The organism is Rhodoferax sp. TS-BS-61-7 (assembly GCF_002943465.1).
In the GTDB taxonomy this organism is placed as follows: domain Bacteria; phylum Pseudomonadota; class Gammaproteobacteria; order Burkholderiales; family Burkholderiaceae_C; genus Allorhodoferax.
The window spans coordinates 1007313-1030146 of record NZ_PTQY01000001.1 but is presented as its reverse complement, the minus strand read 5'-3'; the positions used below and the strand labels follow the sequence as shown (position 1 = coordinate 1030146).

Here is a 22834-nt window from a genome sequence, read left to right as displayed (position 1 = left end):
GGGGGGGCCTTAGTGGATGCGCATGCCGGGCTGGGCGCCGGGCCAGGGGTTGAGGATGTAGATGCCGGGGTTGGCGCCTTCATCGGCATGGCTGGCCGCCATGACCATGCCTTCGGACATCCCGAACTTCATCTTGCGCGGCGCCAGATTGGCCACCAGCACGGTGAGCTGGCCCACCAGCTCTTCGGGCTTGTACATGCTGGCGATGCCGCTGAACACATTGCGCGTAGTGGGCTGGCCTTCGGCATTTTTCTCGCCCACGTCGAGCGTGAGGCGCAGCAGCTTGGTGGAGCCTTCCACGGCTTCGCAGTTCACGATCTTTGCAATGCGCAGGTCGATCTTGGCGAAGTCGTCGATGCTGATGGTGGGCGCCAAGGCCTCGCCACCGGGGGCGTTGGGGTCTGCGGGGATAGCAGCAGGCGCGGACTTTGCTACCTTTTTAGGAGCTGCTTGCGCAGGTTCTGCGGGGGCTAGAGGTTCTTTAGGCTCAAAAAGTGCGTCGAGTTGCTCGGGGGTGACACGTTGCATCAGGTGCTGGTAGGGCTGGATGGCTTGCACATCGCCGGCCACGGCCCAGGTGTCCATGGGGCGGCCCACAAAGCTTTGCACCGCTTGCGCCAAGCCTGGCAGCACAGGGGCCAGATAGCGGCTCAATGCGTCAAATGCGTTGATCAGAACTGAGCACACCTGGTGCAGGGCTTCGTTGTTTGCGACATCTTTGGCCAGATCCCAGGGCTTGTTCTGGTCGACATACGCGTTGACTTTGTCGGCCAGCAGCATGACTTCGCGGGTGGCCTTGCTGTACTCGCGGGCTTCAAAGTTGGCTGCCAAAGCGCCGGAAGCACCCCGGATTTCTGCCAGCAGCGCGCTGCCTTGGGTGCCAAAGTCGCTGGTCAGCTTGCCGTCAAAGCGCTTGGTCAAAAAGCCTGCCGCACGGGACGCAATGTTCACGAACTTGCCAATCAAATCGCTGTTCACCCGCAGCATGAAGTCATCGGCGTTGAAGTCAATATCCTCATTGCGGTTGGACAACTTGGCCGCAAGGTAGTAGCGCAGCCACTCGGCGTTCATGCCCAGGCTCAGGTACTTGAGCGGGTCCAGACCGGTGCCGCGGCTCTTGCTCATCTTCTCGCCGTTGTTCACGGTCAGGAAGCCGTGCACAAACACGTTGTTCGGCGTCTTGCGGCCGCTGAACTTCAGCATGGCGGGCCAGAACAGCGTGTGGAAGGTGACGATGTCTTTACCGATGAAGTGGTACTGCTCGGTGTCGGCAGCGGCCATGTACTCGTCAAAGCTGCGCGTGTCACCGTGCTTGGTTTTGGGGCCGCCCTTGTCGAACCAGTTTTTCAGGGAGGCCAGGTAGCCCACGGGGGCGTCCAGCCACACGTAGAAGTACTTGCCCGGCGCATCGGGAATCTCGATGCCGAAGTAGGGCGCATCGCGGCTGATGTCCCAGTCGCCCAGGCCTTCGCTGGTGGTGCCATCAGGGTTGGTGCGCACACTGAACCATTCCTTGATCTTGTTGGCCACTTCGGGCTGCAGTCGCGGCTTGCCAGTTTCATCAGGGCCTTGTGTCCAGTTCTCCAGAAACTCCACGCAGCGCGGGTCAGAGAGCTTGAAGAAGAAGTGCTCGGAATTTTTGAGTTCGGGCTTGGCGCCGGAGAGGGCCGAGAACGGGTTGATCAGGTCGGTGGGCGCGTAGACCGAGCCGCACACCTCGCAGTTGTCGCCGTACTGGTCTTTGGCGTGGCACTTGGGGCACTCGCCTTTGATGTAGCGGTCGGGCAGGAACATGTTCTTCGCGGGGTCGAAGAACTGCTCAATCGTGCGCACTTCGATCAGCGAGCCGTCGGCACGGTCACGCAGGTCACGGTAGATCTGGCGGGCCAACTCGGTGTTTTCGGGCGAGTGGGTGCTGTGCCAGTTGTCAAAGCTGATGTGAAAACCGTCCAGGTACTGTTTGCGGCCTGCGGCGATGTTGGCGACAAACTGCTCGGGCGTGACACCGGCCTTCTCGGCCGCAATCATGATGGGCGCGCCGTGCGTGTCGTCCGCGCCCACAAAGTTCACCGCATTGCCCTGCATGCGCTGGAACCGCACCCAGATGTCTGCCTGGATGTATTCCATGATGTGGCCGATGTGGAAGTTGCCGTTGGCGTAGGGCAGGGCGGTGGTGACGAAGAGTTGGCGGGGCATGGGGAAATCGACTTTCACGGAGGAACTGGGGATTTTAGTCGGCCCCCGTTTGTAGGGGATCAGGTGGGCTGGACGTTTTGCTACGTGTCCCCCGGCCTTCGGCCTCCTCCTTTACCTACGCAAAACGCCCAGCCCACCTGATCCTGCGTGGTGCGTCTTGATTCGCCAGCAAGAAACTCCTCTCTTCGCAGCAGCAGGTTTGGGGTGCGTGCCGCAGCGAGGTAAAGGAGGAGCCCGCTGGAGCGGGCGGGGGACACGAGCGGAGGTACGTACCCCAAGCCTGCTGCGGGCTCAGCCAAAGACGGATGAGCGAAGGGACGTTCAGTCCTTAAACACCGGCGCCCGCTTCTGCATGTTCGCCGTCATCGCCTCGGTCAAATCCTGGCTCATCAGCATGGCGGAGTTCCAGGTGGCGATGTAGTTCAGGCTGTCTGCCACGCTGTGGTCGCGGGCGTAGGTGATCATTTCCTTGGTGCCGCGGATGGACAGGGGTGACTTGGCAGCGATGGTGGCCGCAATCTCTTGCACCCCGGCGTACAGCGCCTCGCGGCTCTCGAACACGCGGTTCACCAGGCCGATTCTCTGCGCCTCTTCGGCTTCCAGCTTGCGGCCGGTGTAGGCCAGCTCGCGCGTGATGCCGTCGCCCACCAGCTTAGGCAGGCGCTGCAGGGTGCCCACGTCGGCGGTCATGCCAATGTCGATTTCCTTGATGCTGAAGTAGGCGTCGGCACTGGCGTAGCGCATGTCGGCACAGGTGATGAGGTCGATACCACCGCCGATGCAGCCGCCGTGGATGGCGGCCAGCACAGGCTTGCGGCAGCGTTCCAGGCTGGTCAGCGTGTCCTGCATGTCCAGGATCACGCGGCGCATGGCCTCGCGGGAGCGGCCGTCGCAGTCGTTGGCAATCTGCGCGTTCATGCCCATCATCATCTGCAGGTCGATGCCCGCGCAAAACAGCTTGCCTTCGCCCTGCAACACGGCTACACGTGCCTCGGGTGTGCGGTCCACCCATTCAAAGGCCTGGCGGATTTCTTGCCACATGGTGGCGTTCATGGCGTTGGCCTTGTCGGGCCGGTTCAGGCGCACGGTGGCGATGTGCGCTTCCAGCGTGACGCTGAGGGTTTCAAATTGCATGTGTGTCTCCTGTTTATAAGTGTTTTAGGCCGCTAGCCCAGGTGGAATATGCGCAAGAAGCTATAAAAAATATAGCGTCTAAGGCGTGCGCAGTCAGACCTTGGCGGGCTTCATCATGGCCAAGTAGGGCGCCAGGCGCTTGCCCATTTCATCCCCCAGGGCCTGCAGGCCGCTCATGGGGCGCACCATCACCTCAAAGTCCACGATCTTGCCCTCGGCATCGAACTGCACCATGTCGATGCCCTTGAGGTCCTTGCCATTCACCTGCGCGCTGAACTCCAGCACCAGGCTCAGCCCGTCCGCGCTGGCCAGCTCTCGGTGGTATTTGAAATTCTCAAACACCTGAATCACATTGCCCAAGATGAGCTGCACCGCCTGTGCGCTGGGGTAGGGCGTGTGCGCCATGGGCGAGCGGAACACGGCCTTGGGGTGCAGGATGCTGGCCAGCTCGCCCAGGTTCTTCTCCTCGATCATCTGGTGCCACAGCTTCAGGCTGGCTGCCACGGGTGCGGGCAGGGTTTGGTTCAGCGTGGGTGCTACGCCTGCTTCGGGCGCTTCGGCTTTCTCGGCGCCAAAGGCCAGGGCCAGCTCCGTGCCTTGCTTGATGGCGCGCTTGGCGTCCAGCTCGGCAGCCACATCGGCGCCGCCAATCAGGTGCACGGTCACGCCTGCGGCGTGCAGCGCAGCCTGCAGTTCACGCTGCGGGTCTTGCCCCGCGCAGATGACCACGTTGTCGACCGGCAGCACCATGTCCTTGTCGCCCACGGTGATGTGCAGGCCGGCGTCGTCCACCTTGCGGTAGGTCACGCCATTGACCATCTCCACCTGGCGGTTCTTCAGCGATGTGCGGTGGATCCAGCCCGTGGTCTTGCCCAGGCCGTCGCCCACCTTGCTGGTCTTGCGCTGCAGCAGGTAGACCTTGCGCGGCGTCTTCTCGATGTGCGCGGGCTTCAGGCCACCGGCGTGGGCAAACGCGGTGTCCACGCCCCATTCGGCAAAGAACTTGGCCTGGTCCAGGCTGGGGCTGGTGCCTTCGTGCAGCAGGTATTCGGCCGTGTCAAAACCAATGCCGCCCGCGCCAATCAGCGCCACGGTCTGGCCCACGGGCTTTTTGTCGCGCAACACATCCAGATAGCCCAGCACCTTGGGGTGGTTGATGCCTTCAATCTCGGGCTTGCGCGGGCTCACGCCTGTGGCCAACACCACCTGCTTGAAGCCAGCGGCGGTCAGGTCTTGCGCGCTCACGCGCTTGCCCAGTTGCAGCGTCACGCCGGTGGCTTTAATCTGCGTGCCGAAGTAGCGCAGCGTCTCGTAAAACTCTTCCTTGCCCGGCACTTGCTTGGCCACGTTGAACTGGCCGCCAATCTCGCTGGCCGCGTCAAACAGCGTCACGTCATAGCCGCGCTTGGCCGCCTCGGTAGAGAAGGCCAGCCCGGCCGGGCCTGCGCCCACCACGGCAATGCGGTCTTTGCGCGGCGCGGGTGTGGCCACCATCAGCGTCTCGTGGCAGGCGCGCGGGTTCACCAGGCAGCTGGTGATCTTGCCGCCAAAGGTGTGGTCCAGGCAGGCCTGGTTGCAGCCAATGCAGGTGTTGATGGTGTCGGCCTTGCCGGCCGCAGCCTTGGCCACAAAGTCGGCGTCCGCCAAAAAGGGCCGGGCCATGCTCACCATGTCGGCCATGCCGTCCGCCAAAATCTGCTCGGCCACCTCGGGCGTGTTGATGCGGTTGGTGGCCACCAGCGGAATCTTCACCTTGCCCTTGAGTTGCTGCGTCACCCAGGCAAATGCCGCACGCGGCACCTTGGTGGCGATGGTGGGAATGCGCGCCTCGTGCCAGCCGATGCCGGTGTTGAGGATGGAGACGCCCGCCGCCTCCAGCGCCTGCGCCAGTTGCACCACTTCTTCTTGGGTAGATCCGCCTTCGACCAAGTCCAGCATAGAGAGGCGGAAGATGATGATGAAGTTAGCGCCGACTCGCGCCCGCGTGCGGCGCACGATCTCCAGCGGAAAGCGGATGCGGTTTTCATAGCTGCCACCCCAGGCGTCGTCGCGGTGGTTGGTTTGACGGGCGATGAACTCGTTGATCAGGTAGCCCTCGGAGCCCATGATCTCCACGCCGTCGTAACCCGCGCTTTGCGCCAAGGCGGCGGCGTTGGCGTAGTCCTCAATGGTCTGCTCCACTTCCTCGGTGGTCAGCGCGTGCGGGCGGAAGGGGCTGATGGGCGCCTTCAGCGCGCTGGGCGCCACCAGCTCGGGGTGGTAGGCGTAGCGGCCAAAGTGCAGGATCTGCATGCAAATCTTGCCGCCCGCGGCGTGCACGGCCTCGGTCACCACCTTGTGCTTGTCGGCCTCCTTTTGGCTGGTCATGGCCGCGCCGCCGGGCATAGGGCGGGCGCGGTCATTGGGGGCGATGCCGCCGGTCACGATCAGGCCCACGCCGCCCTTGGCGCGCTCGGCGTAGAAGGCGGCCATGCGGGTGAAGCCGTCTTTGGCTTCTTCCAGGCCCACGTGCATGGAGCCCATGAGCACGCGGTTTTTGAGGGTGGTAAAGCCCAGGTCCAGCGGGGCGAGCATGTTCGGGTAAGTGGGGGCGGGCGTCGTCATGGGTGTCTCCTTTGTTGTTGGGTGGCTGCGGGCTAACTATGCAACCAGTTGCAGCAGTGTAGAAGTCTAGCGAAGTTTATGCAACTGGTTGCATAGTTAGAGGGCTGCCCTTAGACTCGCCCGCATGTCGCTTGCCCACGCTGTGCTCACTTCCCTGATCGAAAAACCGTCCTCCGGCTACGAGCTGGCGCGCCGCTTTGACAAGTCCATCGGCTACTTCTGGCACGCCACCCACCAGCAGATCTACCGCGAACTGGCCCGCATGGAAGACAAAGGCTGGATCGTTTCCGACACCGCCCCCGACGCCGGCGCCACCCGCAAGCGCGAATACAAGGTGCTGCCCGCCGGCCGTGCCGAGCTGGTGCGCTGGACGCAGGAGCCCACGGCCCCTATCGACCTGCGCGACGAATTCACCGTGAAGCTGCGCGCCGATGCGGCGCTGGGTGAGGTGGATTTAAGCGGCGAACTGCACGAACGCATCGCCCACCACACAGAGCGCCTGGCGCACTACCGCGCGATTGAGGCGCGCGACTTTGCGCGGGGTGACGCGATGCCGCGGGCTGCGCGGTTGCAGCACCTGATCTTGAAGAAGGGGATCATGTATGAGGAGGGGAGCATCGCCTGGGCGCGGGAGGCGTTGGGGGTTTTGGAGCTTGGGTGAAAAGAAAATGATAATTCCGTCTTAATTAAATCAACTATGAAATATCTGGCATTCGGTATTTTTTATGGGTTATTTGTATTCTTATGGAATGGCTTTCCTTTTCCTCATTTTGAATATGAAAGCATCCATAGTGAAATAGGAGTTGCCAAGTGTTACGGAGGACCATCCAACAAAGCAAATGGCGGAACATATGTTGTGAATGACAAGAAATATGTTGGTGGTTTTAGTCGTTTGTTTGGTTTTACCTCTACATCTTGTAGCAGCGACTTGATTGGCAACATAGTCGAGATTCGTTGGATTGAATCAACAGATCCTTCTTCGCGTGTTTTGGTGCAAATAAGTGATGTGAAAACTCAAAAAATCTATGGCATTCCAGCCGACGAGAGGCTTGCGCTTTACAAGCATGATGAAAACGATTACGCAGAAGTCTGGATCGTCAAAATATTTGTTGGGGTGATATTTTTTCTAATAATGAGAAAATTCAAATCAAGTAGAAAAAATAAAAAAACTCATTTGTCTGCCGCTAATTAGTTGTGTTCGAAATAGGATCCTCAAAACGACAAAGCCCGACATCTCTCGATGCCGGGCTTTGTCGTTTTTGCAGTGCTGGTTCATATGAACCAGCGCCGCTCAATCTACCGTTCAGGCTGCCAGCTTGGCAATCCCGTTGGCGGCTTCTTGCAGGGCTTCCGCCTTCTTCGCGTCACCCATGGCCACGCCTTCGGCGCGCACAAAGCGCACGTCGGTGATGCCCAGGAAACCGAACACGGTTTGCAGGTAGCTCTCTTGGTGTTCAGCCGCGCGGCCCCAGTCGTTGGTGGAGTACACGCCGCCGCGGGTGGAGGCCACGATCACGGTCTTGCCGCCAGCCAGGCCTTGTGGGCCTGTTTCGGTGTACTTAAAGGTGCGGCCGACTTGGGCGATACGGTCAATCCAGGCCTTGAGCTGGCTGGGGATGCTGAAGTTGTACAGCGGTGCGCCCACCACGATCACGTCGGCCGCCAGGAACTGGGTCACCAGGGCTTCGGAGATGGCGTTTTCACGCTTCTGCACGTCGCTCTGCTCGGCACCGGCCGGGGCGCGGAAGCCCAGGGAGTCAGCAGACAGGTGGCTGGGGGTGTCCACGGCCAGGTCCAGGTAGTCCACGGTGGTGCCGGGGTGGTTGCTCACCCACTGGGCCACGGTGTCCTTGGTCAATTGGCGGGACACGGAGTTGGCGCTCAGGATGCTGGAGTCGATGTGCAAGAGTTTCATGACAGGTCCTTCAAGAGGTGGTTGTTCGATGGGACTAGTTTCATTGAAAGTCGAATGTTTGATAAGTCAGCATATTTGCGTTAGATTGTCCTGAATTTAGAACAATGTAAGGCGTTTATATGCAAGACACCAATGACATGCTGTACTTTGCCGAGGTGGTGGAGCGCGGTGGTTTTGCGGCCGCGGGCCGGCACCTGGGCATCCCCAAATCCAAACTCTCGCGCCGCGTGGCCGAGCTGGAAACCCGCCTGGGCGTGCGCCTGCTGCAACGCACCACGCGCAAGCTCTCGGTCACCGAGGTGGGCGAGGTGTACCTGCGCCACTGCATCGCCATGCGCGATGCGGCCGAGGCGGCAGCCGAGGCGGTGGAGCAGGTGCAGACCGAGCCACGGGGCACCATCCGTGTGGCCTGCCCGGTGACGCTGGCGCAGAGCACGGTGGGGCCCATCATGGCGCTGTTTCTGGCGCGCCATCCGCTGGTGCGGGTGGACATGCGGGTGAGCAACCGTGTGGTGGACCTGGTGGAGGAGGGGGTGGATGTAGCCCTGCGCGTGCGCCCCACGCTGGACGACAGCGGCAGCCTGGTGGTGAAGAAGTTGGGCGAATCCAACACGGTGCTGGTGGCTAGCCCGCTGCAGCTGGAGCGCCAGGGGCAACCCGCCTCCATCGACGACCTGGCGCGCATGGACACGGTTTCCATGTCTGCGGTGGATGGCCGTGCCACGCTGGTGCTGCATGGCCCCGGCGGTGCGGTGCACACCCTGGTGCACCAGCCACGTTATGTGGCCGACGACCTGCTCACGCTCAAATTTGCCGCCCTGCAGGGCACGGGCATGTGTTTTTTGCCCGACTACATGTGCCGCCGCGAAATGGAAGAAGGCCGCCTGGTGCATGTGCTGCCGGGCTGGGCGCCGCCACGCGGCATCTTCCACGCGGTGTATCCGTCTCGCCGCGGCATGGTGCCGGCGGTGCGGCGGTTTCTAGATTTTTTGGACGAACACACCAACAACGAGGGCATGCCCAAGCTGCCGCCGGGATGCCCCTCGATCGATTGATCAGCGCAGGCGCAGTGGGTCCAAGCGTCGCTCAGGCCGGGTGGTGGAGGCCAGGGCGCCGGGCTCGGTGATGGCCTCGGGGTCTACCCAGCCAAAAAACTTGCAGACCTCGGCGCGCTGGCGTTGGGTATCGGCGTAACCCAGGGCCATCAGCTCGCTGGTGTAGCCGCTTTCAAACAGCAGGTAGCTGGCCAGTGCGGCGCCTTTCACATCCGCCTTTTGGGACGACACGCCCACGCCGCCCAGCATGGTGCGCACGGCGTGTGGCAGGTCACCCACGTGGCGCGAGGCCACGGCGTCCAGCCGCTGGCTGGGGGCAATCACCAGCAGATCCACGGGTTTCAGGGCGCTGGCCTTGCGCGCTTCTTCGGGCACCAGCTTGATGGTCTGGTTGACCCGCTGTACCCGCTCCACATCCACTGCCAGCGCATCCAAAAAGATGTTGGACAGCGCGTGGCCGGCAATCTGGGCGATGCTGGGGTAGGTGTTGGTGGTGTGCAGGTGGGCTTCGTTTTTGGGCTCGTGCATACGCCCGGCGCCCACCACCAGAATGCGTTCAGCGCCTAAATGGATAGCGGGTGCCACCGGCGCACTCTGCCGCATAGAGCCGTCGCCAAAGTATTCGTCGCGCCCGTTGATGTGCAGCTGCGTGGCCGGAAACACAAACGGGATGGCGCTGGACGCCAGCAGGTGCGCGTGGGTGATGCGGTCGCGCACCGCAAAACGCTGCGTGCGCACCCAGGGCATGAGGCGCTTGTCGCCCTCAAAAAACGTGACGTGGTCGCCCGTGCTGTAGCTCGATGCGGTAACGGCCAGCGCTTGCAGATGCCCCTCGCGCACCAGGTCAGGGATGCGCTCCAGCGGCACCAGCTTGTGCAGCAGTTCGCCCAGTGGTGTGTTGTCCAGTAGCGAGCGTGGCTTGATGCGCCGCCACTTGGCCAGCAGCCAACCTACCGAGAGCAGCGTGAGCCAAGTCGCACCGGAGCGCAGCATGCTCAGGTGGTCGGCGCGGTAGACCTGCTCGGCGCGGAAGTTGCGCCAGGTGTGGGCAATCATGCGCACTGTGGTGTCAAAGTTGTCGGCACCGCAGGCCAGCGCGGCGGCGTTGATGGCACCGGCGGAGGTGCCTGCAATGATGGGGAAGGGGTTGGGCTGGTCACCCGCGCCACAGGCCAGGCGGATGTCGGCAATGGCTTCGAGCACGCCCACCTGGTAGGCCGCGCGGGCGCCACCACCGGTCAGCAGCAGGCCAGTGGTGGGCGGGGGTGGTGGGGCTTGGTGCATGGGTCCATTATGAAAAGCCGCCCGGGCTTGTAAACAGTTAAATGCGCGGGGTAAACCCTAGCAGTTCGATAGACTCCCAGCATTCAGGAGTTTTCATTCATGTCCGTGACCGCACAAGTTATCCACGACGCCTTGCAAGGCGTCATCGACCCCAACACCCAGCAGACCTTTGCCAGCACCAAGGCCCTCAAGAACCTCACGGTACAGGGCGGCGACGTGCGCCTGGACCTGGAGTTGGCCTACCCGTGCAAGAGCCAGTGGCCCGCGATGGTGGATGCGCTGAGCGCCGCCGCCAAGACGGTGCCCGGTGTCACCAGCGTGCAAATCACGCCCAGCACCAAGGTGATTCCGCATGCCGTGCAGCGTGGTGTGCAGCTGTTGCCGGGTGTGAAGAACATCGTGGCCGTGGCCTCCGGCAAGGGCGGCGTGGGCAAGAGCACCACCGCCGCCAACCTGGCCCTGGCCCTGGCCGCCGAGGGCGCCACCGTGGGCCTGCTGGACGCCGACATCTACGGCCCCAGCCAGCCCATGATGATGGGCATCGAAGGCCGCCCCGAATCCGACGACGGCAAGACCATGGACCCCATGCGCAACCACGGTGTGCAGGTCATGTCCATCGGTTTTTTGGTGGACGGCGACCAGGCCATGATCTGGCGCGGCCCCATGGCCACGCAGGCGCTGGAGCAGCTGCTGCGCCAGACCAACTGGAAAGACCTGGACTACCTCATCGTCGACATGCCACCCGGCACCGGCGACATCCAGCTCACGCTGAGCCAGCGCGTGCCCATGACCGGCGCCGTGGTGGTGACCACGCCGCAGGACATTGCGCTCTTGGATGCCAGGAAGGGCATCAAGATGTTCGAGAAGGTGGGCGTGCCCATCTTGGGCATTGTGGAAAACATGGCGGTGCACGTGTGCACGAACTGCGGCCACGTGGAACACATCTTTGGCGCCGATGGCGGTAAGAAGATGGCCGAGGGCTACGGCATGGACTACCTGGGCGCCTTGCCGCTGGCCTTGCACATCCGTGAACAGGCCGACAGCGGCCGCCCCACCGTGGTGGCCGAGCCCGATGGCGAGGTGGCCAGTATCTACAAGCGCATGGCGCGCCAGGTAGCGGTGAAGATTGCGGCGCAGGCCAAAGACTTTTCCAGCAAGTTCCCCACCATCACGATCAGCAAGAACAGCTGATTTTTAGATGAAATAGGGCTATAAGGCCCATGAATATTGCGCGAGAAGCTACCAAAAACGTAGCGCTTGTGTCGTGTCTTTGCGTGCTTCGCCGTGCGGTGTGCGGGTAGGCGTGCCCAGCGCAATCCAGCCCACCAGGGTTTCGCCAGGCTCGCAAAAGGCCTGTGCGATGTGCGGCGCGCGTGCCTTGTCGCCGCTGAGCATCTTGCCGGCAAAACCCAGCGCATGGGCCGCGTTCAAAAAGTTGGTAACGGCACCACCCACACACATCCACTGCTCGTGCGCGGGCACCAGCGGGTGGCCCAGGTCGATGCGGGCCAGCACCGCTACCGTCACTGGCGCACGCAGGGCGCGCTCGCGTTCCATGGCCACGCCCTCCGTGTCTTTGCCCTTGCGCAGGGCGTGCTCGGCAAACAGATCGGCCAGCCGGTCGCGCGCGTGTTCCCGCACCACCACCAGCCGGAACGGCACCAGCTCGGCATGGTCGGGCGCGCGCAGCGCAGCGGCCACCATGGTCTGCAGCTGGGCGGTATCGGGGGCGGGTTCGGTCAGGTGTTTCACGCCCAGCGAATAGCGGCTGAGCAGGGTGTCGAGTGCGGTAGAGGTGTTCATGGCGGGGCAAGAATAGCAGGCGCGCCCGCATAATCGCGCTCCCCTCAACCACCGGACTTTGCGACATGAACCTTCTGGCTTCCATGAAATATCTGGTGGCGCTGAATGAGCACCGCCACTTTGCGCGCGCTGCCGAGGCCTGTCACATCACCCAGCCCGCGCTCTCCAATGCCTTGCGTGCGCTGGAGGAGGAGTTTGGGGTGGTGATTGTTCACCGGGGGCGCACGTTTGCAGGGCTGACCCAGGAGGGCGAGCAGGTGCTGTCGGCTGCGCAGCGCATGCTGCATGAGCAGTTGGTGTTGCAGCAAACACTCAAGAGCACGGTGGACCGCCCGGCCGGTGGCTTGACCATCGGGGCGGTGCCCACGGCCATGCCGATTGCAGCGCGTTTTGCCGCCATGCTGCAGGCACGCCACCCGGGCATCATGCCGGTGGTGCTGTCCCTTAGTTCGTCGGAGCTGGAGAACCGGCTGGACAACCTCTCGATCGATTTGGGCCTGGGTTACACCGAGCGCATGGGCTTGCGTGGCGGCAAGCTCAAGGCCCTGCCGCAGTATGTGGAACATTACTTTTTGTTACGTCGTGCTGCCGTGCCACATGCGGTTGAATTGCAGGTGGGGGCGCCACTCACTTGGCAGGCCGCCGCTGGGCACGCTCTGTGCTTACTCACGCCCGACATGCACAACCGCACCATCGTTAACGCCGCCTTTGCCAGTGTGGGCTGCCAGGTGCAGGCCAGCATTGAAACCAACTCCATCTTGACCATGGCCTTGAGCGTGGTGGACGGGCAGGTGTGCAGTGTGATGCCGGGGGCATTGGTGGCGGCAGTGCGTGGCTACCGTGAGCTGGAGGCACTGCCGTTGGAGAGCCCGCAGGTGCTCACGCCCATCGGTTTTATGAGCCATGCGCAGGTGCGGCCTTCCAGGGCGATGGAGGCCGCCCAGGCGCTGGCGCACGATGCCGCATGGTTGCGCCATGCGGCGACATATAGCGGGCTTTTGTTACCGTTTTAATTGATTTTGGTCAAGAAAACTGGTGTACAAACGCCGGCTAGCGACCCTGGTTTTTAAAGGTTATTTCGTAGTCTGCGGGGGAGGTCCTGCAGTTTTGGATTGGACATCGATGTTTCCTTTTACCGGTCCCGCACGGCGGGTCAATGCGGCGGCCCGCAAGTTCGCTGCCAGCCTGCCAGGCGTTTTTTCTCTGGATGGCAAGCAGCGTGTTCTGGTGCAAGACCGCCAGGTCGCTGTGCTGCGCAATGGCCAGCACACCCTCAATCTCGACTTCGCACTGCCCGATGGTTTTAGCCAGGCCACTGGTTTGGTGGCCACGGTGTTTGTGCGCGATGGCGATGACTTCATCCGCATCACCACCTCGGTGCGCAAGCAGGACGGTCAGCGTGCGATCGGCACGCCTTTGGACCGGTCGCAGCCGGCCTATAACGATTTGTTACAAGGTCGTGCACATCTGGGGTACGCCACCATTTTTGGCAAGCAGTACCTGACGCGTTACGAGCCGGTGCACGATGCCTCGGGCCGTGTGATCGGAATTTTGTTTGTGGGGCTGGACATCACCGCCTCGCCCGGCATGGGGTTGTCGGCCGCTATGGCATGGCGTGTCTCCGCGGTGTATGCGGTGGTGCAAGCCATATTTCTGGGCTTGGGCGGACAGCTGGACCAACCCATGGAATGGGGGATGGTCGCCGTGATGCTGGTGCTGTTGTGGATCAGCACCTATGGGCTCATGAACCACTTTGTGGCCCGGCCTCTCAGTGCGGGCAGGGCGGCTTCGCAGCGCATGGCCTCTGGCGATCTGACCCAGCAGGTGCATGTCAACTCCAGCGACGACATTGGCCAGGTGCTGTTGGCCATCAACAGCATCAATGTGGGGCTGACGGTGTTGATCGACAAGGTGCGTGGCTCGGCGTCCGTGGTGTCCATGGGCACCAACGAAATTGCCGATGGCAACGTGGACTTGGCCAATCGCACGGAAAAACAGGCCAGCGAAGTGAATGCAGCGGCCTCTGCCGTGCATGAGCTGACCGCCACTGTGGCGCAAACGGCCGATCAGGCGGCCCAGCTCAACAGCCTGGTCGCGTCGGTTTCCGGGGTGGCTAGCAACGGCGGTGCTGTGGTGCAGCAGGTGGTGCACACCATGGGGCAGATTTCGGCCAGCGCCCACAAGATCAACGACATCATTGCGCTCATTGAAGGCATTGCTTTCCAGACCAACATCCTGGCCCTGAACGCTGCGGTGGAAGCCGCCCGTGCTGGCGAGCAGGGGCGCGGTTTTGCGGTGGTGGCATCCGAGGTGCGCAGCCTGGCGCAGCGCTCGGCCAATGCCGCCCATGAGATCAAGGACCTCATCAGTGCGTCGGTCAGCAGCGTGGCCGCTGGCAGCACCCTGGTAGACAAGACGCGCGAGGCCATGGAGCACATCACTGGCTCCATCTCCGAGGTGGTGCGCTACATCGACGGCATTGCCCACGCCAGCCAGGAGCAGCGCGCTGGCATCGAGAGCGTGAACCGCAGCGTCTCCGAGATCGACCAGATGACGCAGCAAAACGCCGCGCTGGTGGAGCAAGCCGCCGCCGCCGCCATGAAGATGCGCGACCAAGCTCACACCCTGGGCGCGGCAGTCAACAGCTTCAAGACCCATTCATAAATGCTGCTGCGCAGCATTTATTTTTTGAATCAATGCATGTGATGAATCAATTGGATTCATCCGGCTTGACCTGTGACACTTCGGCCCGCCACGTTGGATGCTGGTGAGCCAGTGTTTTCATCAATCCCAAAGGAGACTTAATGTCTGGATTACTCGATAAGGAACGGATCATTGCCGGTCCCGGCTTCAACCGATGGCTGGTACCCCCAGCCGCTCTGGCCATTCACTTGTGCATCGGCATGGCCTATGGCTTCTCGGTGTTCTGGTTGCCCCTGTCCAAAGCTTTAGGTATCAAGGACGCCATCAAATGCGCTCCCGATGTCGGTTTTTGGGGGCAGCTGTTCACCACCAGTTGTGATTGGCAAATCTCCACCCTGGGTTGGATGTACACCCTGTTCTTTGTGTTGCTGGGTTCCAGCGCTGCCACATGGGGCGGTTGGCTGGAACGTGCTGGTCCGCGCAAGGCCGGCGTGGTGTCGGCGGTTTGCTGGTGTGGCGGTATGTTGATCTCTGCCATCGGTATCAAGACCCACCAGTTCTGGCTCATGATTCTGGGCTCCGGCGTCATTGGCGGCATTGGCCTGGGCCTGGGCTACATCTCGCCCGTATCTACGCTGATCAAGTGGTTCCCGGACCGCCGTGGCATGGCCACCGGCATGGCCATCATGGGCTTTGGCGGCGGTGCCATGATCGGCTCCCCGCTGGCGGCTGACCTGATGAAGTACTTTGCCACCCCCACCGATGTGGGCGTGATGCAGACCTTCGTGGTGATGGCGCTGATCTACTTTGTGTTCATGATGGCCGGTGCCTTTGGCTACCGCGTGCCTGAAACTGGCTGGAAGCCCGCAGGCTGGACCCCTCCGCCCGCACAGGTGAACAACGCCATGATCACGCAAAAACACGTGCACGTGAAAAAGGTCTGGGGCATTCCCCAGTTCTGGCTCATCTGGATGGTGCTGTGCATGAACGTGAGCGCCGGCATCGGTGTGATCGGTATGGCTTCGCCCATGTTGCAAGAAGTGTTCGGCGGTTCCTTGATCGGTATCCCCGCCAAATTCGGTGAGCTGGACAAAACCCAGCTGGCCGCAATTGCCACGGTGGCCGCCGGCTTTACTGCGCTGCTCTCGCTGTTCAACATTGGTGGCCGTTTCTTCTGGGCCAGTCTGTCCGACAAGATGGGTCGCAAGATCACCTACATCGTGTTCTTCGTGTTGGGTGGCCTGATGTACTTCAGCGTTCCCGGCAGCGCTGCAGCGGGCAGCATTGTGCTGTTTGTGGGTGCCTTCTGCGTGATCTTGAGTATGTACGGCGGCGGCTTTGCCACCGTGCCCGCCTACCTGGCCGACATCTTCGGCACCCAGATGGTGGGCGCGATCCACGGCCGTTTGTTGACCGCCTGGGCGACCGCTGGCGTGTTGGGCCCGGTGGTGGTGAACTACATGCGTGAGTACCAGTTGGGTCTGGGCCTTCCGCGTGAACAGGTCTACAACCAGACCATGTACATCCTGGTGGGCATGCTGGTGGTGGGCTTGATCTGCAACCTGCTGGTGCGTCCGCTGGACAACAAGTGGTTCATGACCGACGCTGAACTGGCAGATGAGAAGAAGCTGGCGCACGAGCGTGCTGCGGCATCGGAAGTTGGCACCAGCTCTGGCGGCGCAGACACCATCCCTACCTGGGTGGTGGCTTTTGCCTGGTTGGCCGTGGGCCTGCCCTTGGCATGGGGTGTGTACCGCACCTTGCTGAGCGTGGCCAAGTTCTTTGCCTGATCGGCCGATAACGGCAGACACGTAACGAAGACCGCTTTCCCCGCTGTGCGCAGCCTTACCCCCACTTGCAAAACAGGTTTTGGGTTGGGCATTGCGCTGAGGCGAGGATTGCGGGTATGAACCAAGGCAGGCGCGGAGACTTTTTTCCGCGCCTGTCTGCCCTTTGGGGCAGTAACGACTGGGGGTGATATGAGTGAGCAGAAAGTGGTGTTGTACAACGGCCCGGCCGGTGGCTGGGGTGCCTTGCGCAGTGTGGGCAAGGCCTTGCTCAAGCAGGACATTCCCATCAAGGGAGCCAAGACCCTGCTGTCCGCCAACCAGCCCGATGGTTTTGACTGCCCGGGTTGTGCCTGGCCCGACCGCAACCATGCCTCCACGTTTGAATTTTGCGAAAACGGCGCCAAGGCCGTGGCCGCCGAGGCGACCGCACGCCGTGTGACGGCTGATTTTTTTGCGCAGCACACCGTGGCCGAGCTGGCCACACAAAGCGACTTTTACCTGGAAGACCAGGGCCGCCTGACCGAACCCATGGTCTATGACGCGGCGACTGACAAATATTTACCCATCGCCTGGGACGACGCCTTTGCGTTGATTGCCAAATACCTGAATGCGCTGCCCGACCCGAACGAGGCCATCTTCTACACCTCGGGCCGCGCCAGCAACGAGGCCGCTTTTTTGTACCAGCTGTTTGTGCGCGAGTACGGCACCAACAACTTTCCCGACTGCTCCAATATGTGCCACGAGCCCAGCGGCACCGGCATGCGCGAGAGCGTGGGCGTGGGCAAGGGCACCGTCACGCTGGACGACTTTGAGCAGGCCGACGCCATCTTCATCTTCGGCCAGAACCCTGGCACCAACCACCCGCGCATGCTGGGCGAGCTGCGCCAGGCCGCCAAGCGCGGCGCGCGCATTGTGAGCCTGAACCCGCTGCGCGAACGCGGGCTGGAGCGTTTTGCCGACCCGCAGGACAAGCTGCAGATGGCCACGGGCGGCGACACGCAGATCAGCACCCACTATTTCCAGCTGCGCATTGGCGGCGACTTTGCCTTTGTCAAAGGCATGATGAAGCACTTGGTGGAGCTGCAAGACCAGGGCGAGGACGTGTTGGACCAGGCCTTTATTGCCGAGCACACCACGGGTTTTGATGCGCTGCTGGCCAACCTGCGCGCCGAGTCGTGGGACCTGCTGGAGGCCGAATGTGGCTTGGCGCAGGAGCAGATCCGCGCCGCCGCCGAGGTGTACCGCCAGGCCCGCAGCGTGATTGCTTGCTGGGGCATGGGCATCACCCAGCACCAGAACTCGGTGGCCACCATTCAGATGATCGTCAACCTGCTGCTCATGCGCGGCAACATCGGCCGCCCCGGCGCCGGGCCTTGCCCGGTGCGTGGCCACAGCAATGTGCAGGGCGACCGCACCATGGGTATTTGGGAGGCACCGCCGGTGGCGCTGCTCGACAACCTGCAAAAGGTGTTTGGTTTTGAACCCCCACGCGCCCATGGCTACAACACGGTGGAGTCCATCCAGGCCATGCTCGACGGCCATGGCAAGGTGTTCTTTGCGTTGGGGGGCAACTTTGCCGCCGCCACGCCCGACACCGTGCAAACCTGGAAGGCGCTGCGCAACTGCGACCTGACGGTGCATGTGACCACCAAGCTCAACCGCAGCCACATCGTGCATGGCAAGGCCGCGCTGATCTTGCCCTGCCTGGGCCGCACCGAGATCGACATGCAGGCCGCTGGCGTGCAGGGCGTGACGGTGGAAGATTCGATGAGCATGGTGCACATTTCGGTGGGCATTAACCCGCCAGCATCTGAACACCTGCTGTCTGAGCCTGCCATCGTGGCCCGCCTGGCCGCCGCTACTTTGGCGGGCCGCAGCCAGACGCCCTGGCTCTGGCTGCTGGAAGACTACAGCCGCATCCGCGACAAGATCGAGGCCGTGTTCCCCGACTTCAAAGACTTCAATCAGCGCGTCAAAGTGCCCGGCGGCTTTCGCCTGCGCAACACCGCCAGCGAACGGGTGTGGAACACCGCGAGCCACAAGGCCGTGTTCAAGACCCACCAGGTGCCCACCGGCACGCCGCTGCAGCGCGCCCGCGAGCGCAAGGGCGACGCGATTGTGTTTGCACTGATGACCACACGCTCGCACGACCAGTACAACACCACCATCTATGGGGCCGACGACCGCTACCGCGGCGTCTATGGCCAGCGCCGCGTGGTGTTTGCCAACGCCGAGGACATCCACGCCCTGGGCATGAAGGACGGGGACTGGATTGACTTCCAGACCGTGTGGGACGATGGCGAAGAGCGCCGCGCCGACGGCTTCAAGCTGGTGAGCTACAACATCCCGCGCGGCTGTGTGGCCGCCTACTACCCCGAGACCAACCCGCTGGTGCCACTGTCGTCGGTGGCGGCCAATGCGGGCACGCCCACGTCCAAATGCATTCCTGTGCTCATGCTGCCCCACCAGCGCAAGGAGGCGCAGGCCGCATGAGTGAGGACTTGTCTGGCGCCTTGCTGCGCGCCTTGGCAGAGGATGGGGCTCCGGTCTCGATTCCGCGCCTGGGCAAACGCCTGGGCGTGGGGGCCAGCGTGGTGATGCGGGCCCTGACGCTCATGGGCGATGCGGTACTGGGCGGCCAGGCCGGGCCGGGCTGGGTGCATATGCGCCATGAAGAGGGGCGCTGGGTGGTGAGCCTGACCGAAGCCGGGCGCCAGCACTGTGCGCAACGCAGCCATGGATGACACGCTGGTGGACCTGCCCGGCCCGCTCAGTCGCAGCCAGGTGCTGCGCCAGCCCGACGGGCTGCTGCTGAGCGACACCTTGGCGGCCGAGGTGCCTGTGGCGCTGGTGTTCAACGGCATCTCACACACGGTGATGATGGCCACGCCGCAAGACCTGGAAGCCTTTGCCCTGGGCTTTGCGCTGAGCGAAGGCATTCTGGACCACGCCAGCCAGTGCTTTGGCATAGAAGTGCTGCCGGTGCAGATGGACGGCAGCCCCGCGCTGGAAGTGCAGCTGGAGATTGCCACCCCCTGTTTTGCCCGCCTGAAAGACCAGCGCCGCAGCATGGCGGGCCGCACCGGTTGTGGCGTGTGCGGGCTGGACAGCCTGCAGGCGCTAGACCTGGCGCCGCCCCGCATGCCCGAGCAACCTTGGGTGCGTGCGCTGCCCGTGGCCACGGTGCTGCGTGCGTTCGAGGCCATGGCGCCGCGGCAAGTGCTCAACGCGGTCTGCGGCTCGCTGCACGCCGCGGCCTGGGCCACGCCGGAGGGTGAGGTGACGCTGCTGATGGAAGACGTAGGCCGCCACAACGCGCTAGACAAATTGCTGGGCACACTGGCCCGCAGCGGCCGCCTGGGCCCGAACGGCGAGCCGGGTTGGGTGCTCATGAGCAGCCGCGCCAGCCACGAGCTGGTGCGCAAGTGTGTGCGCCTGCAGGTGCCGCTGCTGGCCACCATTTCGGCCCCTACCGACCTGGCCGTGGCCATGGCGCTGCAGGCCGGCCTGCAGCTCTGGGGCCTGTGCCGCGCACCACGCGCAGTCCTCTACACCCCCTGAGTCGGCCTACGCCTGACTCCGCTGGCCCCTAAGGCTCTGGGGAATAGGGGGCGGGGTGAATAATGGGCGACTTGCGGGGCGTGTGTGCCTCCCCTGAGGAGCTTCCCTTGAAACTGTCTTTTTTTGCCCTGGGCTGGCGTACCTTGTGGCGCGATGTGCGCTCGGGCGAATTGCGGCTGCTCATCCTGGCCGTCACGCTGGCGGTGGCGGCGTTGACCGCGGTGGGTTTTTTTGCCGACCGCTTGCAGGGCGGCCTGCAGCGCGATGCGCGCCAACTGCTGGGTGGCGACGCCGTTATTTCCAGCGACAACCCGCCGCCCGAAGCTTTTGAGGCACAGGCCCGCGCCTTGGGCCTGCAGGTGGTGCACACGCTGGGCTTTCCGACCATGGCCCGCGCCAGTGAAGTGCAGGGTGGGGCGGCCAAACTGGTGGCGCTCAAAGTCGTGGAGCCGGGTTACCCACTGCGCGGCAGCCTGCGTGTGAGCACGGCTGCCGACGGCCCGGATGCACCCACCAAAGACACCCCCGCCAAAGGCAAAGCCTGGGTGGATGCGCCGCTGCTGGAAGCGATTGGCCTGAACGTGGGCGACACGCTGCTGCTAGGCGACAGCCAGTTCACGGTGGACCGCATCATCGTGATCGAACCCGATCGCGGGGGCGGCTTTATGAACTTTGCGCCGCGCGTGATGATCTCGCAGCCCGACCTAGCTGCTACCGGCCTGGTGCAACCGGCCAGCCGGCTGAACTACCGCCTGGCCGTGGCCGGTAACGAGCCTGCGGTCAAACGTTTTGTGGACTGGGCCGATGCGCAAGTCAAAGGTGGCGTGCGTGGCGTGCGGGTGGAGTCTCTGCAAAGCGGCCGGCCTGAGATGAGCCAGACGCTGGACCGCGCGCAAAAATTCCTGAGCCTGGTGGCGCTCTTGGCCGCCTTGCTGAGCGCCGTGGCCGTGGCCTTGGCCGCGCGCGCCTTTGCCGCCAACCACCTGGACGACTGCGCCATGCTGCGCGTGTTGGGCCTGTCGCAGCGCACCATTGCCAGCGCCTACGCGTTTGAGTTTGCGCTGGTCGGCCTGTTTGCCAGCGGCCTGGGCGTGGCGCTGGGCTTTGGTGTGCATTACCTGTTTGTGGCGCTGCTGGCGGGGCTGGTGGATGCGGCCTTGCCTGCGGCTTCGCTGTGGCCAGTGTTGCTGGGCGTGGGCATGGGCCTCACGCTGCTCATGGCGTTTGGCCTGCCACCCGTGTTGCAGCTGGCCCAAGTGCCCGCGCTGCGCGTGATCCGCCGTGATGTGGGCAACCTGCGCCCCGCGTCGCTGGGTGTGCTGGCGATTGGTGTAGCGGGGTTTGCCGCGCTGTTGATGACGGTGAGCAGCGATCTGCTGCTGGGCTTGATTGCGGTAGGCGGTTTTGCCGCGGCCGTGCTGGTGTTTGCCGCCTTGAGCTGGGTGGCCGTGAAGGTGTTGCGCCGCAGTGTGAACGAGGCCACCGCCCCGCGCTGGCTGGTGCTGGCCACACGCCAAATCTCGGCGCGCCCGGCCTACACCGTGGTGCAGGTGAGTGCGCTGTCGGTCGGCCTGCTGGCGCTGGTGCTCTTGGTGCTGCTGCGCACCGATCTGATCAGCAGCTGGCGCAAGGCCACGCCACCCGATGCACCGAATCGTTTTGTCATCAACGTGATGCCTGAGCAGTCCGATGCCTTCCGGAAAGCACTGACTGACGGTGGCGTGACCAAGTTCGATTGGTACCCCATGATCCGCGGCCGCCTGGTGGCGGTGAACGGCAAGGCCGTGTCGCCCGACGACTACACCGAGGACCGTGCCAAACGCCTGGTGGACCGCGAATTCAACCTCTCCCACAGCAGCAAAAATCCGCCGCACAACGACGTGATTGCCGGCCGCTGGACCGAAGACGAAGAGGGGGCGGTGAGTGTGGAGGAGGGCATTGCCAAGACGCTGAACCTGAAGCTGGGCGACAGCCTGCAGTTTGACATTGGTGGGGTGCAGACCGAGTCCAAGATCACCTCGCTGCGCAAGGTGGACTGGGGCTCCATGCGCGCCAACTTCTTTGTGATGTACCCGGTGGGCGTGCTCAAGGACGTGCCCAGCACCTACATGGGGGCCTTCAAGGCGCCCGAAACCAAAGGCTTTGACAACGCGCTGGTGCGTGCGTTCCCCAACATCACCAATGTGGACATGACCAGCACCATCAACCAGGTGCAGCGTGTGCTGGACCAGGTGATCCGTGCGGTGGAGTTTTTGTTTGGCTTTACGTTGGCCGCTGGCCTGGTGGTGCTGTTTGCCGCAGTCACTGCTACGCGCGAAGACCGCGCACGCGAGTTCGCCATCATGCGCGCCGTGGGCGCGGGCAGCAGCCTGCTGCGCCAGGTGCAGCGCACCGAACTGGCCGGTGTGGGCCTGCTGGCCGGCTTCTTGGCCTCCATTGTGGCTGCCGCGGTAGGCTGGGCGCTGGCGCGTTTTGTGTTCGAGTTCGACTGGACCGTGCAACTCTGGGTGCCGCTGGTCGGCGCCCTGGCCGGCGCGGTGCTGGCTCTGGCCGCTGGCTGGTGGGGCCTACGCGATGTGCTGCGCCGCCCGGTGGTGGAAACGCTGCGCCGCGCGGCGACCTGATTGCTATGCTTTCAATAGTTGCTAGCGCAATATTCATGGGCTCTAGAGGCTGATTAGGCTTAAAAATAGGTGCAATTCAGCTGTCGGTAGCCAAAATGGCTTCCATCGAAGCGAAAACGGCTACACAGATGCGATCTTGTGGCTTCCTGCGTTGCGATGTGGGGCAAAAGCGTCGAAAGCAATGGATAAACGTACAGCAATACCCGCACTTTTAACCGTAAAATT

Annotated in this window: 16 protein-coding genes and 1 pseudogene; 11 read left to right on the top strand and 6 right to left on the bottom strand. The window is 62.9% G+C overall.

The features are described from left to right. Positions 1-9: 9 nt before the first annotated feature. From metG to C5F53_RS04830, 3 genes and pseudogenes are all read right to left on the bottom strand, one after another. Positions 10-2196 carry a methionine--tRNA ligase gene (gene metG, locus C5F53_RS04840; protein ID WP_105260152.1) on the bottom strand — a complete coding sequence of 729 codons (2187 nt, stop codon included), beginning with the start codon at positions 2194-2196 and terminating at the stop codon, positions 10-12. A 321-nt stretch (positions 2197-2517) separates the two neighbouring features. Continuing rightward, positions 2518-3330 (bottom strand): crotonase/enoyl-CoA hydratase family protein, encoded by an 813-nt coding sequence (locus C5F53_RS04835; RefSeq protein WP_105260151.1) that lies wholly within the window; start codon positions 3328-3330, stop codon positions 2518-2520. A gap of 582 nt (positions 3331-3912) precedes the next feature. After that, positions 3913-5934, bottom strand: a pseudogene (locus tag C5F53_RS04830) (FAD-dependent oxidoreductase); the annotation flags it as partial. A 124-nt stretch (positions 5935-6058) separates the two neighbouring features. On the opposite strand from C5F53_RS04830, the gene C5F53_RS04825 reads away from it, so the two are divergent. Both C5F53_RS04825 and C5F53_RS20065 read left to right on the top strand, forming a co-directional pair. Continuing rightward, on the top strand, positions 6059-6595 hold the full coding sequence (locus C5F53_RS04825) for a PadR family transcriptional regulator (protein ID WP_105260149.1): 537 nt from the start codon (positions 6059-6061) through the stop codon (positions 6593-6595). Positions 6596-6631: 36 nt separating this feature from the next. Beyond that, positions 6632-7126, top strand: coding sequence for a hypothetical protein (locus C5F53_RS20065; RefSeq protein ID WP_146097297.1), 495 nt, complete (start codon positions 6632-6634; stop codon positions 7124-7126). A 111-nt stretch (positions 7127-7237) separates the two neighbouring features. Here C5F53_RS20065 and C5F53_RS04820 read toward each other — a convergent pair whose 3' ends face one another. Further along, positions 7238-7849, bottom strand: a complete 612-nt coding sequence (locus C5F53_RS04820; RefSeq protein ID WP_105260148.1) for an FMN-dependent NADH-azoreductase — start codon at positions 7847-7849, stop codon at positions 7238-7240. 119 nt (positions 7850-7968) lie between these two features. Here C5F53_RS04820 and C5F53_RS04815 point away from each other — a divergent pair, with 119 nt between their 5' ends. Then, positions 7969-8904 (top strand): LysR family transcriptional regulator, encoded by a 936-nt coding sequence (locus C5F53_RS04815; protein WP_105260147.1) that lies wholly within the window; start codon positions 7969-7971, stop codon positions 8902-8904. On the opposite strand, the gene C5F53_RS04810 is transcribed toward C5F53_RS04815, so the two are convergent. Next, positions 8905-10188, bottom strand: coding sequence for a patatin-like phospholipase family protein (locus C5F53_RS04810; protein ID WP_105260146.1), 1284 nt, complete (start codon positions 10186-10188; stop codon positions 8905-8907). A gap of 99 nt (positions 10189-10287) precedes the next feature. Here C5F53_RS04810 and apbC point away from each other — a divergent pair, with 99 nt between their 5' ends. Next, positions 10288-11379 (top strand): iron-sulfur cluster carrier protein ApbC, encoded by a 1092-nt coding sequence (apbC, locus tag C5F53_RS04805; RefSeq protein WP_105260145.1) that lies wholly within the window; start codon positions 10288-10290, stop codon positions 11377-11379. Positions 11380-11427: 48 nt separating this feature from the next. Here the strand turns inward: apbC and C5F53_RS04800 are convergent, their stop codons facing one another. After that, positions 11428-11991 (bottom strand): nitroreductase, encoded by a 564-nt coding sequence (locus tag C5F53_RS04800; RefSeq protein ID WP_105260144.1) that lies wholly within the window; start codon positions 11989-11991, stop codon positions 11428-11430. A gap of 65 nt (positions 11992-12056) precedes the next feature. On the opposite strand from C5F53_RS04800, the gene C5F53_RS04795 reads away from it, so the two are divergent. The 7 genes from C5F53_RS04795 (at position 12057) to C5F53_RS04765 (ending at position 22609) form a co-directional block, all read left to right on the top strand. Then, a complete protein-coding gene (locus C5F53_RS04795; RefSeq protein ID WP_105260143.1) occupies positions 12057-13004 on the top strand; it encodes a LysR family transcriptional regulator in 948 nt (315 codons plus the stop codon). 109 nt (positions 13005-13113) lie between these two features. Further along, positions 13114-14655: a methyl-accepting chemotaxis protein gene (locus C5F53_RS04790; RefSeq protein WP_105260142.1), complete on the top strand. Its 1542-nt coding sequence runs from the start codon at positions 13114-13116 to the stop codon at positions 14653-14655. 140 nt (positions 14656-14795) lie between these two features. Beyond that, entirely contained in the window at positions 14796-16424 is a 1629-nt protein-coding gene (locus C5F53_RS04785) for an OFA family MFS transporter (protein WP_105260141.1), read from the top strand. 189 nt (positions 16425-16613) lie between these two features. Further along, positions 16614-18917 carry an FdhF/YdeP family oxidoreductase gene (locus tag C5F53_RS04780; RefSeq protein WP_105260140.1) on the top strand — a complete coding sequence of 768 codons (2304 nt, stop codon included), beginning with the start codon at positions 16614-16616 and terminating at the stop codon, positions 18915-18917. Further along, positions 18914-19168: a hypothetical protein gene (locus tag C5F53_RS04775; RefSeq protein WP_105260139.1), complete on the top strand. Its 255-nt coding sequence runs from the start codon at positions 18914-18916 to the stop codon at positions 19166-19168. Before C5F53_RS04780 ends, C5F53_RS04775 begins: the two co-directional genes overlap by 4 nt. Further along, positions 19161-19985: a formate dehydrogenase accessory sulfurtransferase FdhD gene (fdhD, locus tag C5F53_RS04770; protein WP_105260138.1), complete on the top strand. Its 825-nt coding sequence runs from the start codon at positions 19161-19163 to the stop codon at positions 19983-19985. The genes C5F53_RS04775 and fdhD overlap by 8 nt, the downstream gene beginning before the upstream one ends. 107 nt (positions 19986-20092) lie before the next feature. After that, positions 20093-22609 carry an ABC transporter permease gene (locus C5F53_RS04765; RefSeq protein ID WP_161499886.1) on the top strand — a complete coding sequence of 839 codons (2517 nt, stop codon included), beginning with the start codon at positions 20093-20095 and terminating at the stop codon, positions 22607-22609. Positions 22610-22834 lie beyond the last annotated feature (225 nt).

What these genes read in the sequence shown, in the direction of transcription:
- metG (WP_105260152.1), bottom strand. Translation starts at nt 2,196, where the DNA reads ATGCCCCGCCAACTCTTCGTCACCACCGCCCTGCCCTACGCCAACGGC.
- C5F53_RS04835 (WP_105260151.1), bottom strand. Translation starts at nt 3,330, where the DNA reads ATGCAATTTGAAACCCTCAGCGTCACGCTGGAAGCGCACATCGCCACC.
- C5F53_RS04825 (WP_105260149.1), top strand. Translation starts at nt 6,059, where the DNA reads ATGTCGCTTGCCCACGCTGTGCTCACTTCCCTGATCGAAAAACCGTCC.
- C5F53_RS20065 (WP_146097297.1), top strand. Translation starts at nt 6,632, where the DNA reads ATGAAATATCTGGCATTCGGTATTTTTTATGGGTTATTTGTATTCTTA.
- C5F53_RS04820 (WP_105260148.1), bottom strand. Translation starts at nt 7,849, where the DNA reads ATGAAACTCTTGCACATCGACTCCAGCATCCTGAGCGCCAACTCCGTG.
- C5F53_RS04815 (WP_105260147.1), top strand. Translation starts at nt 7,969, where the DNA reads ATGCAAGACACCAATGACATGCTGTACTTTGCCGAGGTGGTGGAGCGC.
- C5F53_RS04810 (WP_105260146.1), bottom strand. Translation starts at nt 10,188, where the DNA reads ATGCACCAAGCCCCACCACCCCCGCCCACCACTGGCCTGCTGCTGACC.
- apbC (WP_105260145.1), top strand. Translation starts at nt 10,288, where the DNA reads ATGTCCGTGACCGCACAAGTTATCCACGACGCCTTGCAAGGCGTCATC.
- C5F53_RS04800 (WP_105260144.1), bottom strand. Translation starts at nt 11,991, where the DNA reads ATGAACACCTCTACCGCACTCGACACCCTGCTCAGCCGCTATTCGCTG.
- C5F53_RS04795 (WP_105260143.1), top strand. Translation starts at nt 12,057, where the DNA reads ATGAACCTTCTGGCTTCCATGAAATATCTGGTGGCGCTGAATGAGCAC.
- C5F53_RS04790 (WP_105260142.1), top strand. Translation starts at nt 13,114, where the DNA reads ATGTTTCCTTTTACCGGTCCCGCACGGCGGGTCAATGCGGCGGCCCGC.
- C5F53_RS04785 (WP_105260141.1), top strand. Translation starts at nt 14,796, where the DNA reads ATGTCTGGATTACTCGATAAGGAACGGATCATTGCCGGTCCCGGCTTC.
- C5F53_RS04780 (WP_105260140.1), top strand. Translation starts at nt 16,614, where the DNA reads ATGAGTGAGCAGAAAGTGGTGTTGTACAACGGCCCGGCCGGTGGCTGG.
- C5F53_RS04775 (WP_105260139.1), top strand. Translation starts at nt 18,914, where the DNA reads ATGAGTGAGGACTTGTCTGGCGCCTTGCTGCGCGCCTTGGCAGAGGAT.
- fdhD (WP_105260138.1), top strand. Translation starts at nt 19,161, where the DNA reads ATGGATGACACGCTGGTGGACCTGCCCGGCCCGCTCAGTCGCAGCCAG.